Genomic DNA, 12,119 nt, shown 5'->3' with positions numbered 1-12,119 from the left:
TCTTTCCGTCGTTGAAAACATATAACGCCGGACAGAAGCAGTCGGAATGCACGTCGATTCCGGCCATGAGAGGGGTCTTCCAATGGATCAGATGTCTGAAGCCACTGCGCTGCCAGTTGAAAACGATACAGCCGCCTTGGATTTGTTGAGCAGCCCGGAGCGCTTTATCAATCGCGAATTTTCCTGGCTGCAGTTCAACAGGCGCGTTCTGGAAGAAACCTTGAACACCGCGCATCCGCTTTTGGAACGTGTGCGCTTCCTCTCCATTTCTGCCGCCAATCTGGATGAATTCTTCATGGTGCGCGTGGCGGGTCTTGAAGGGCAGGTCCGCCAAGGCATCGTGGTGCGAAGCCCCGATGGCAAGACGCCTGCCGAACAACTGGAAAGCATTCTTAAGGAAATTGATAACCTTCAGATGGAGCAGCAGGCATCGCTTGCCGTGCTTCAACAATATCTGGCCAAGGAAGATATTTTGATCGTGCGCCCTGCCGCTCTTTCGGAAGAGGATCGTACTTGGCTGGCCGCCGATTTCGAAGACAACCTTTTCCCCATCCTCACACCGCTTTCCATCGACCCCGCCCACCCATTCCCATTCATTCCCAATCTGGGTTTCTCCATGGGGCTGCAACTGGATAGCAAGAGCGGCCGCGAGCCTATGACCGGCCTTTTGCGCCTGCCGCCAACGCTCGACCGCTTCATCCGTCTGCCGGATGACGGCACGACAATCCGCTACATCACACTGGAAGATGTCGTCAGCATCTTCATCGACCGCCTGTTCCCAGGCTACGAGGTTCGCGGGTCCGGTACATTCCGCATCATTCGCGATAGCGATATCGAAGTGGAAGAAGAGGCGGAAGATCTTGTTCGCTTCTTTGAAACCGCGCTGAAGCGCCGTCGCCGCGGCAAGGTTATTCGCATCGAAACCGACAGCGAAATGCCCGCATCGCTTCGCCAGTTCGTGGTGCAGGAACTCGGCGTGCCGGATAATCGCGTTGCGGTTCTGCCGGGGCTGCTGGCGCTCAACACCATGTCGGAAATTGCCAAGGCTCCTCGCGACGATCTGCGCTTCGAGCCTTACAACGCCCGATTTCCAGAGCGCGTCCGCGAGCATGCTGGTGACTGCCTTGCAGCCATTCGAGAAAAGGACATGGTGGTCCACCATCCTTACGAGAGCTTCGACGTGGTGGTGCAGTTCCTGCTTCAGGCGGCGCGTGATCCGGATGTTCTGGCGATAAAGCAGACGCTCTACCGCACATCCAACGATAGCCCGATCGTCCGTGCGCTCATCGATGCAGCTGAAATGGGTAAATCCGTTACGGCGCTGGTGGAGTTGAAGGCGCGTTTCGATGAAGAGGCCAATATTCGCTGGGCGCGAGACCTTGAACGCGCGGGCGTGCAGGTCGTGTTCGGCTTCATCGAACTGAAGACGCATGCCAAGATGTCCATGGTGGTTCGTCGCGAAGATGGCAAATTGCGCACCTACTGCCACCTTGGCACCGGGAACTACCATCCTGTGACCGCCAAGATTTATACCGACCTCTCCTTCTTTACCTGCAATCCCAAGATTGCGCACGACATGGCCAATGTTTTCAACTTCATCACCGGCTATGGCGAGCCGGAAGAAAGCATGAAGCTGGCCGTTTCTCCCTATACGTTACGTCCGCGCATTCTGAAGCATATCGAGGAAGAAATCGCCCATGCCCGCCAGGGTCATCCGGCAGCGATCTGGATGAAGATGAACTCGTTGGTCGATCCGGAAATCATCGATGCGCTTTACCGGGCCAGCATGGCAGGGGTTGATGTGGAGCTGGTGGTGCGCGGCATTTGCTGCCTGCGTCCGCAGGTGCCGGGCCTCTCCGATAATATCCGCGTCAAGTCCATCGTCGGCAGGTTCCTTGAGCACAGCCGCATCTTCTGCTTCGGCAACGGCTATGGCCTGCCTTCCGAAAAGGCGCTGGTCTATATCGGTTCAGCCGATATGATGCCGCGCAACCTTGACCGACGGGTGGAAACGCTCGTGCCGCTTCTTAACCCTACCGTGCACGAGCAGGTTCTTTCACAGATCATGCTTGGCAACCTGATTGACAACCAGCAGAGCTACGAGATACTGGCCGATGGAACGTCGCGCAGGATGGAAGTCCGCAAAGGTGAGGAACCTTTCAACGCGCAACACTATTTTATGACAAACCCCAGCCTTTCCGGGCGAGGGGAAGCCTTGAAATCGAGTGCGCCGAAACTCATCGCCGGAATTTTGTCCGGTAGCAAGAAATAGGCCCGACGTAAGAAAATAGGGTTGTATGGTACGATCTGATGCACAGGGGCGTCTCCCCGGAAGCGCTCCTGTTTCCGTTGTGGATATTGGCTCGAACTCTGTCCGCCTGGTTGTGTATGAAGGCCTGTCGCGTTCACCAGCAATCCTCTTCAACGAAAAGGTATTGTGCGGCCTTGGCAAGGGCTTAGGCCTGACCGGCAGAATGGACGACCAAGCCGTTACGCGGGCATTAGAAGCCTTGCGCCGCTTCCGGGCCTTGTCCGATCAGGCCCAGGCAACGCGCATTTTTGTATTGGCGACAGCTGCTGCACGCGAAGCATCGAACGGGCCCGCCTTCATTGAAGAGGCCGAGCGCATTCTCAATCATCCCGTTCAAGTCCTGTCCGGTGAGGAAGAAGCGCTTTATTCCGCCCTCGGTGTCATCAGCGGCTTCAGCGAGGTCGACGGCATTGCCGGGGATCTGGGCGGCGGTTCACTCGAACTTATCGATATCCGTTCAGGTCAGCTGGAAAAAGGAATAACGCTGCCGCTTGGTGGTTTAAGGCTTTCAGAGACATCGGGCGGTTCGCTTACAAAAGCACGGGCTCTCGCCAAAGCTCATGTGAAAGATGCCAAACTTCTGTCCAAGGGGGCAGGGCGCACATTTTATGCCGTGGGTGGCACATGGCGAAATATCGCCAAGCTGCACATGGAAATGATTCATTATCCGCTGCACATGATGCAAGGCTATGAGTTGAAACTCGACGAAATCCAGAATTTCCTCGAGCAGGTCGTTCTCTCCAAGGATAGCAAAGACCCCGCCTGGCAATCCGTGTCAAAGAACCGGAGGGCATTGCTGCCTTTCGGCGCCGTGGCCATGCAGGAAGTGTTGAGTGTCATGAAGCCGTCTCGCGTGGTGTTTTCCGCGCAAGGCGTGCGTGAAGGCTATCTCTATGCGCAACTTCCACCGGAAGAGCAGGCACAAGACCCGCTGCTGCTGGCCGCCGACCAGTTGGCAATCCTTCGCGCCCGCTCGCCGGAGCATGCGCGTGAACTGGCGGAATGGACGGGCCGGATGGTGCCTGCTTTTGGAATTGAAGAGACCGAGGAAGAAAGCCGCTATCGTCGCGCTGCCTGCCTTCTTGCCGATATCAGTTGGCGCGCGCACCCCGATTATCGCGGTTTGCAAGCCTTGAACCTGATTGCGCATTCGTCGCTCGTAGGCATCACCCATGCAGGTCGCGCCTATCTGGCTCTGGCGAATTATTACCGCTTTGAAGGCCTGCATGATGATGGCGCGACAGAGCCGCTTTCACAACTGGCAACGCCACGTCTGCTCAGTTTGGCGAAACTTCTTGGTGGCTTGCTGCGGGTGGTCTATCTCTTCTCCGCATCCATGCCAGGAGTGGTGAACCACCTCTACTTCCGCCGCTCAAACAATCCAGATCTCGATCTGGAGCTTGTCGTGCCGCACGAATACATCGACTTTGCCGGCGAGCGACTGGATGGCCGCCTGCAACAACTTGCGAAGCTGACGAGCAAGAGGCTGGCTTTCGTATTTGAATGAGACCTGCCGGCCGGAACAGGCTGACAGGTAGGCAAGATCATTGTAGAGAGAGTTCGACGGCTTCTACCCGCTTATCAACGAACCGAAGTGCCACATCGCCTGAAATCAGTTTCAGGGCAGGATCACCAAACAACTCCTTGCGCCAACCGTGAAGGGCTGGAACATCAGCCTTTTCGCCATCGGTAGCGATCTTGTCCAGATCATCGCTGGTCGCGAGGATTTTAGCGGCAACGCCGTGCTTTTCCGAGATCAGACGCAGAAGAACCTTCAGCAATTCGACAGCCGATTGCGCGCCTTCCGGCACGTGAACATGCTTCACCGCCTGGGGCATATCGCCTCTAGGCAGGGCGAGTGCAGCATTGACCGCTTCAAGAATGGCCGCTCCGGAGGAGGAGCGCTCCCAGCCCTTGGGGATGGTGCGCAGGCGGCTGAGCGCTTCCGTATCCTTCGGCTGCTGCTGGGCGATTTCGAAAATCGCATCATCCTTCAGCACGCGAGAGCGCGGCACGTTGCGGCTGCGGGCTTCGCGCTCACGCCAAGCTGCGACAAATTTCAGAACGGCAAGTTCCTGCGGTTTGCGCAGGCGCGAACGAAGGCGCAGCCAGGCATCATCAGGATGCATGTCGTAGGTTTCGGGCGATTCCAATATCGCCATTTCCTCACTCACCCAATCGATGCGTCCTTCGTTTTCCAGGCGCTCCTTGAGGAAGAGATAGACATCGCGAAGATGGGTAACATCAGCCAGAGCATAATCCAGCTGCTTTTCGGAGAGCGGGCGACGGCTCCAATCAGTAAAGCGCGAAGACTTGTCGATTTGCACATTTTTCGTGCGCTGAACAAGCTGGTCGTAGGAGACAGAATCACCGAAGCCGCACACCATGGCGGCGACCTGCGTGTCAAAGATGGGATGCGGAATGAGCTGGCCGAGATGATAGATGATTTCGAGATCCTGACGCGCCGCGTGGAAGACCTTGGTCACAGACGGATTGGCCATAAGCTCGAAGAAAGGTTTCAGATCCAGCCCTTTTGCAAGCGGGTCCACGATCACTTCAAGATCGGGGCTCGCCATCTGGATCAGGCAAAGCTCTGGCCAGAAGGTCGTCTCGCGCAGAAATTCCGTATCGACAGTCACGAATTCCGAACGGGCCAGAACCCGGCAGGCATCCTCAAGAGCGGCAGTGGTTTCGATCATCAGCTTCAAATTCGCAGAATGGAAAAAACGTTTCATCTTCCTTCCGCTTATCCCCGCCAATGTCAACACATGTGGCAAAAACAGGGCAGCAACCAACCGGATAATGCGGATGGAGCGTGTTTTAAGTCACGCGAATATACGATGTCATGCCTGACTTCTGATGCTCGATGATGTGGCAGTGAAGCACCCAATCGCCGGGATTATCGGCGACCAGCGCCAATTGGACCTTTTCATCCGAGGCTACGAGATAGGTGTCGGTGACAACGGGCGAGACCTCCCGAGTGCTGGATGAGATAACCTTGAAGTTCATTCCATGCAGATGGATGGGATGTAGGTGAGGGGTCAGGTTTTCAAGATTGAATATGTAGCTCTTGCCAAGCTTCAACTCCGCCAGCGGGGCTGTCGGGTCGCTGGTGTCACCTGGCCAAGGCACGCGGTTGATGGCCCAGAAAGAATAACCGAGAGAGCCGCAGAAGGATTCCTTTGCCGCATTTTCCGCAGTCGCACTGAGGATAAGGGGGATCTGTTCCGCAGATTGAAGGTCAGGCTCCTGCCAGGGATTGAGTGCAAGCGGCTTCACATCCCCAAGACTCCGTTTTAGATTTTGCCCATTGGCGTGAAACATCGCTACGATTTTGGGCGTAGAGGGGCGGGTATCTATCAGCGAAACGGATCGTCCTTCTGCATCCGGCATCCGCAGCACAAGATCAAGCCTCTGGCCCGGCCCAAGCGTAACCGTCTGTAAAGTGAAAGGTGTCGGTACCGCCTGACCGTCCAGTGCGATCACCACGCCTTCTGCACCATCCAGCTTCAATTGATAGATCCGAGTCACATCGGTTGCGACCAGTCGAACACGCACGAGAGAGCCAGATGACGCATAATATTCCGGCTGAACCTGCCAGTTGGCTCCACGCACGGTGCCGAACGTGCCGTTCTTGGCAGCATCGCGTGGCTTGAACATTTCAATGAATTGTCCATCGCTGCCGAGCCGCCAATCCCGAAGGTTGATGGCGAATTCGGCATCAAAAACCTGATCTCCGGGGTCCTCCACAATCAGCATGCCCGTCATGCCGCGCCCCATCTGCGTGAGCGTGTTGCAATGGGGATGGTACCAAAAGGTACCGGCATCGGGCGGCACGAAGGAATAATTGAAGTTATCGCCTGTATAGACATAGGGCTGTGTGAGGAAGGGGACGCCATCCATCTTGTTATCGATCCGCAGGCCATGCCAGTGGATTGTTGTTGGCTCATCAAGTCGGTTTGTCAGTCGCGCGGAAAAACGCTCGCCTTTCTTCATGCGAAGTGTCGGCGGCATGGCTGTTTCTGCCTGTTGCCCTGTGCGGTAGGTCATAACTCCATCAGTCAGGTGCTGCCCATCCAGAAGCGCTTTGCCAGTCACGGCCTCCAGCTCAACAGTGCTTGCTGCATTGGCGGAGCGATGAGCAAAGGCGGCTGCACCAAGACCCGCGCCATAGGCGGCCAAACCAGCCCCCGCTTTCAACAGGGTACGACGGGAGAGCGAAGGCATCATCGAAGACCTACAGTTTGCATTTCAGTGATACTTGACTACTCCATTCATGAAAGGGTGGCGACGGAGAAATTGAGCCCTTGGGTGGAATCATTGCCGCAGCAGGCAATCCTGCCCATGCCCGTTGAACCTCTACCCACCTGTAATTGCCCACTCTGCCTTGACAAAGGGGGCTTCTCATGCGCTTTTCGCGCCAATTTGCCACTGTCGGCGGGAATCTTTCTCCCACGCCGACGCATGTGATTCCAGGATACTAAAATGCACCGTTACCGCAGCCATACCTGTGCCGCTCTCAGGAAATCCGATGTCGGCGCCACCGTCCGCCTTTCTGGCTGGGTTCATCGCGTCCGTGACCATGGCGGCGTTCTGTTCATCGATTTGCGCGATCATTACGGCATGACCCAGGTCGTTGCTGACCCAGATAGCCCGGCCTTCAAGGTGGCCGAAACCGTGCGCGGCGAGTGGGTGATCCGCATCGATGGCGTGGTAAAGGCGCGTACGGACGAGACCGTCAACAAGAACATGCCGACGGGCGAAATCGAACTTTATGCGCAAGAGATTGAAGTTCTGTCTGCGGCAAAAGAACTGCCGTTGCCGGTGTTTGGAGAGCCCGAATACCCGGAAGACGTGCGTCTGAAGTATCGCTTCCTCGACCTTCGCCGCGAAACGCTGCACAAGAATATCGTCAAGCGTACGCAGGTGATTGCCGCCATGCGCTCTGGCATGGCCGCCGAAGGTTTTGCCGAATACTCAACGCCTATTCTCACTGCTTCTTCACCGGAAGGTGCGCGTGACTTCCTCGTGCCGAGCCGTATCCATCAGGGCAAGTTCTTTGCCTTGCCGCAGGCGCCGCAGCAATACAAGCAGCTGTTGATGGTGGCGGGCTTTGACCGTTACTTCCAGATTGCGCCTTGCTTCCGTGATGAAGACCCGCGCGCAGACCGCTTGCCTGGCGAATTCTACCAGCTCGACGTCGAAATGAGCTTCGTGACCCAGGAAGATGTCTGGGAAACGATGGAGCCGATGATGACTTCCGTCTTCGAACAGTTTGCCGAAGGCAAGCCTGTCACGAAGAGCTGGCCGCGTATTCCTTACGATGTCGCGATCCGTAAATACGGCTCTGACAAGCCGGACCTGCGTAACCCGATTGTCATGGAAGCGGTGACCGATCACTTCCGCGATTCTGGCTTTAAGGTTTTCGCGAACATGATTGCTTCCAACCCTAAGGTTGAGGTTTGGGCAATTCCGGCGAAGACCGGCGGCAGCCGCGCCTTCTGCGACCGCATGAATGCCTGGGCACAAAGCCAGGGCCAGCCGGGCCTCGGCTACATTTTCTGGAAGGAAGAAGACGGCAAGATTGCTGGCTCCGGCCCGCTCGCCAAGAATATTGGTGAAGAGCGCACCGAAGCCGTGCGCACGCAGCTTGGCCTTGAGCCGGGCGATGCCTGCTTCTTCGTGGCCGGTGATCCGGCCAAGTTCTACAAGTTTGCCGGAGAGGCGCGCACCCGTGCGGGTGAAGAGCTTAACCTCGTGGATCGTGAGCGCTTTGAATTCTGCTGGATCGTGGACTTCCCATTCTTCGAATACAACGAAGAAGAAAAGAAGATCGATTTCGCGCACAATCCGTTCTCGATGCCGCAGGGTGGACTTGAAGCGCTCGGGTCTCAGGACCCCCTGACGATCAAAGCCTATCAATATGATGCGGTGTGCAACGGTTTCGAAATCGCTTCCGGATCTATCCGTAACCAATCACCAGAGCTGATGGTGAAGGCTTTCGAACTGGTTGGCCTTTCCAAGATGGATGTGGAAGAGCGCTTTGGCGGCATGTACCGTGCCTTCCAGTACGGCGCGCCTCCACACGGCGGTTGCGCCTTCGGTGTGGACCGCATCATCATGTTGCTGGTGGGTGCAAAGAACCTGCGCGAAATTACGCTGTTCCCAATGAACCAGCAGGCGCAGGATCTCCTCATGAACGCGCCTTCCGAGGCAACGCCGACACAGCTTCGCGAATTGGCCCTGCGCGTTGTGCCGCCGCAAAAGAAAGACTGATTAGTCTTCTTCTTGACATGTAACTCGAAGCCGCTGTGGCCACCGTCACAGCGGCTTTTTGCATTTGCTGCAACGCCTTCGCTCTTTCACGTCAGGGAACCAACATCGAAGCTCGGTGTTGTCTGTCCGAACCAACTCAGGGAGAGTGGAAATGCTGAAATCCCTTACGGTCGCCGGTGCGGCCCTTTTCATCTCGACAGCGGCCTTTGCCCAGTCGACCGTCGTCGTAACACAGCCAGCACCTCCCGGTGCCGTGGTCGTGCGCGAAATGCCAACCCAGGTGCGCACCTATGTGATGCAGCAGGATGTTCCTTCTGTCTCTTATGAGGGTGACGTGCTGGTCGGTCGCGTACTTCCGCAAGACGTTCAAGTCCGCGTTGTCGATGGTTATGATCAATATGGTTACACAGTCGTCAACCAACGCCGAGTGATTGTCGATCCGGGCACGCGAGAAGTGATCCAGGTGCTTGATTAAAGGTGCAGAGCCGCTGCTTGCAGCGGCTCTTTTCCCGTCTCAAATAGGATTTTTTCAGAAATATATCTCAATAGTTTTGTAACCATCATGTATATTCGGAATAGCTTATTAGAAGCTGAAGATGTATTTTAATAACCTTTTTTCAATTATTATGCACAATTATACTCTCGATTGTCTGCGGGAGTTCTTATGAATAAGCTCTATGTGACGCGTGGATCAGGGAATTGCTTCAAGCCTTTCCTGGTGTCATGCCTGACGCTACGTGATATTGAGATTATTGAAGTTGATTTGTTAGGTGGACAGCACAAAACTATCGAATTCCTATCGATCAATCCCTTAGGATGCGTTCCGTACCTATCCACCGAGGAAGGTATGGGGATCGGTGAATCCAATGCAATGCTCTGGCTGCTGGCAGACGGAACCGAGCTTATGCCTGCCACGGCGGTTGATCGCGCCAGAAGTCTCCAGTGGATGTTTTTCGAACAATCGAAACTGGAGCCCTTCATTTCGCCTGCACGCTTCCTTCGCTGTATTGCTCCAACTCTTGGTGAAGGCCGGGAAGCTGAGATCGCAGCTTGGCAGGGTAAGGCCAGGGCAGGGTTGCACATCCTCAATCAGCATCTGGCGCAACGCCGCTTCGTTCTGGAAAATTCTTTCGGCATCACGGATATCGCAATCTTCGGCTATGTCCACGTGGCGGACGAGGCCGGAATAGACATGTCTACTTTTCCGGCGGTCGTAGATTGGATTGATCGCGTAAAATCGATTTCTGGTTTTCAACCGCTATCAAGGCTGTGCGAACGCGCCACGCCATTTTCTCTCAAGGCGGCGTGAGGAATGATAAGATGTCTCATGAGGAATATCCTTTATCGCCGGATACGATATCTACTTTGATCAGGTTCAACAGCAATGCTCCACTGATCCTGGATCGACTTTCGACAGCAGTATGGATCTTCGATATTGATCGAGGTCATGTTATTTGGGGGAACTCGGCCGCCCTTGAGATTTGGGCAGCAGGCAGCCTAGAAGAGCTCTGCAGTCGCGAGATGAAGCGAGATATGTCTCCTGCCGTTGCGCGACGGCTTTTGCAATATCAAGCCGATTTCATTAGTCGGGACGCCTATTTCACGGAAATGTGGACCCTCTATCCCCAAGGCGTACCGCGTCCAATGCAGGTTCGCTTCAGCGGGTTGCGGCTTGCGGACGGGCGCATGGCTATGCTTTGCGAAGGCAGAGAGGAGATGAGCAGCGTACCGGAGGCAATCCGCAGCGCCGACGCGCTTTTGCATACGCAATTGATGATTTCGATGCATACGCAAGACGGGACGACGCTCTACTGCAATCCATCTGCACGCGCAAATTTCGATGGCAAGTACGGCGGCTTGCAGGATCGGTTCGTGCGAGAGCGTGACTACCATGCACTTCTCGCTTCGGTAACTGCTGCCGGAGAATCACGCCAGATTTCAGAGGTGTGGACATCTCGAGGCAAGCGCTGGCATGAACTCATAGCCCGTACTTGCTACGATCCGATTTCCGGTGCACCGTCTGTGCTGATCAGCGCTTCCGATGTGACGGAACTCAAAGAGGCAGAGACCCTTGCTCAAAATCTGGCGCAGCATGATCCTTTGACAGGGCTACCTAACCGGCTTGCGCTCCCTAATCTTTTCGCGGACCTCATGGCGCGTGCCGAGGCGACAAACAGCGCGGTTGGAATGTTGTTTGTCGATCTGGATCAATTCAAGGCCGTCAACGATACATTAGGTCATGTTCAGGGTGATCAGCTTCTTCGAAAGGTGTCTCGCCGGTTGACGGAGTTTTGCAGAGAGGGTGATGCTATTGTTCGCCTTGGGGGTGATGAATTCCTGCTTCTTGTTGCGTGGCAGCAAGATGAGGGCGGGTGGCTGGAATCTTTGGCCCGCCGGTTAATCGAGCGACTATCCATCGCGGTTCAGGCGGAGCGGCATGAAGTTGTCGTGACGCCGAGTATCGGCATCGCTTATTTCCCCGAACATGGCGGTGATTTGCAAACACTCATGCGCAACGCGGATCTCGCAATGTATGAGGCAAAGAGTGCCGGGCGAAACCGGTTCTGTATATACGAAGAAGCGCTCAGCCTTGCCCGCGATGAGGAACTGGAACTGTTGAGCGGTTTGCGCGACGGGCTGCGGCACGGCCAGATCATCCCATTTTACCAGCCGCGTGTGCGCGGAAGCGACGGCCAGATGGTAGGGGTTGAAGCGCTCGCACGCTGGCGACATCCCGTAAAAGGGCTTATCCCTCCCGCAAGCTTTATCCCTCTGGCGGAACGGGCAGGGCTGATCTGCCATATCGGTACGACCATACTCGAGCAAGCTATCAAGCAGCGGCAGATTTGGGCAGAGCAGGGGATCGATCTGACGATGTCGGTCAATGTTTCTGTCCGTCAGCTATGCCAGCCCGAATTCGCAAGCGTCGTCCAAAAAATTCTGTCTATTTACCAGTGCCCGCCTGACCGCCTGGAACTGGAGCTTACGGAAACTCTGTTCTCAGAGAGTGATCCCATCGTCCAGACCAATGTCGCCACAGTGCGCGATTGGGGTGTACGTATTGCGATCGATGACTTCGGTACCGGCTATTCCAACATCGCGCGGCTCAACGAAATGTCCGTCGACTGCATCAAGATTGATCGGAGCCTGGTTTCGGGGCTGCCCCGTAATGAGGAGATGCTGACGCTTGTCATCTCCATGTGCAATCTCATGAATGTGACGATAGTTGCGGAAGGCGTGGAGACCGAGGATGTCAGCAGTTGGTTGCGCCGTAACGGGGTGCACGAGCTTCAGGGCTACCTGTTCAGTCCCCCTGTGGAGCCTGAAGCTATCATTGCCATGCTTGCGCCGCAGCAACGACCAAGAGCAACACGATCTAACGCAAAGGCAAGGCGCGCCGCTAATTGACATGCGCCTTTCCTCACTGGCGAAATCGATGAGCTTGCAAGGGTCATTACCCTGATAGATTTCTTGTGGTCAACTTCACCAAGAAAGCGCTTTAACTCTCTGTTCTTACACATTCCGGACGGAA

At 55.5% G+C, this 12,119-nt stretch carries 8 protein-coding genes; 6 read left to right on the top strand and 2 right to left on the bottom strand.

What is annotated here, in order from left to right; all coding sequences use genetic code 11:
• The first annotated feature begins 82 nt into the window (after positions 1 to 82).
• Together AC0JZ1_RS10930 and ppx are read left to right on the top strand one after the other, a co-directional pair.
• Entirely contained in the window at positions 83 to 2,272 is a 2,190-nt protein-coding gene (locus tag AC0JZ1_RS10930) for an RNA degradosome polyphosphate kinase (RefSeq protein ID WP_471882385.1), read from the top strand.
• 25 nt (positions 2,273 to 2,297) lie between these two features.
• Positions 2,298 to 3,818 carry an exopolyphosphatase gene (gene ppx, locus AC0JZ1_RS10925; RefSeq protein WP_471882384.1) on the top strand — a complete coding sequence of 507 codons (1,521 nt, stop codon included), beginning with the start codon at positions 2,298 to 2,300 and terminating at the stop codon, positions 3,816 to 3,818.
• A 37-nt stretch (positions 3,819 to 3,855) separates the two neighbouring features.
• On the opposite strand, the gene rnd is transcribed toward ppx, so the two are convergent.
• Positions 3,856 to 5,010: a ribonuclease D gene (gene rnd, locus AC0JZ1_RS10920; protein WP_471883423.1), complete on the bottom strand. Its 1,155-nt coding sequence runs from the start codon at positions 5,008 to 5,010 to the stop codon at positions 3,856 to 3,858.
• A gap of 121 nt (positions 5,011 to 5,131) precedes the next feature.
• Complete coding sequence (locus AC0JZ1_RS10915; RefSeq protein ID WP_471883422.1) at positions 5,132 to 6,538, bottom strand: multicopper oxidase family protein; 1,407 nt, start codon at positions 6,536 to 6,538, stop codon at positions 5,132 to 5,134.
• A gap of 258 nt (positions 6,539 to 6,796) precedes the next feature.
• Between AC0JZ1_RS10915 and aspS the strand changes: the two genes are divergently transcribed.
• The 4 genes from aspS (at position 6,797) to AC0JZ1_RS10895 (ending at position 11,995) form a co-directional block, all read left to right on the top strand.
• Positions 6,797 to 8,587: an aspartate--tRNA ligase gene (gene aspS / locus AC0JZ1_RS10910; RefSeq protein WP_471882383.1), complete on the top strand. Its 1,791-nt coding sequence runs from the start codon at positions 6,797 to 6,799 to the stop codon at positions 8,585 to 8,587.
• Positions 8,588 to 8,738: 151 nt separating this feature from the next.
• Complete coding sequence (locus AC0JZ1_RS10905) at positions 8,739 to 9,062, top strand: DUF1236 domain-containing protein (protein WP_471882382.1); 324 nt, start codon at positions 8,739 to 8,741, stop codon at positions 9,060 to 9,062.
• 189 nt (positions 9,063 to 9,251) lie between these two features.
• Complete coding sequence (locus AC0JZ1_RS10900; protein WP_471882381.1) at positions 9,252 to 9,896, top strand: glutathione S-transferase family protein; 645 nt, start codon at positions 9,252 to 9,254, stop codon at positions 9,894 to 9,896.
• Positions 9,897 to 10,120: 224 nt separating this feature from the next.
• Entirely contained in the window at positions 10,121 to 11,995 is a 1,875-nt protein-coding gene (locus AC0JZ1_RS10895) for a putative bifunctional diguanylate cyclase/phosphodiesterase (protein ID WP_471882380.1), read from the top strand.
• Positions 11,996 to 12,119 lie beyond the last annotated feature (124 nt).

It is taken from the genome of Affinirhizobium capsici, from assembly GCF_977018625.1.
This window is presented reverse-complemented; position numbering and strand designations above follow the sequence as displayed.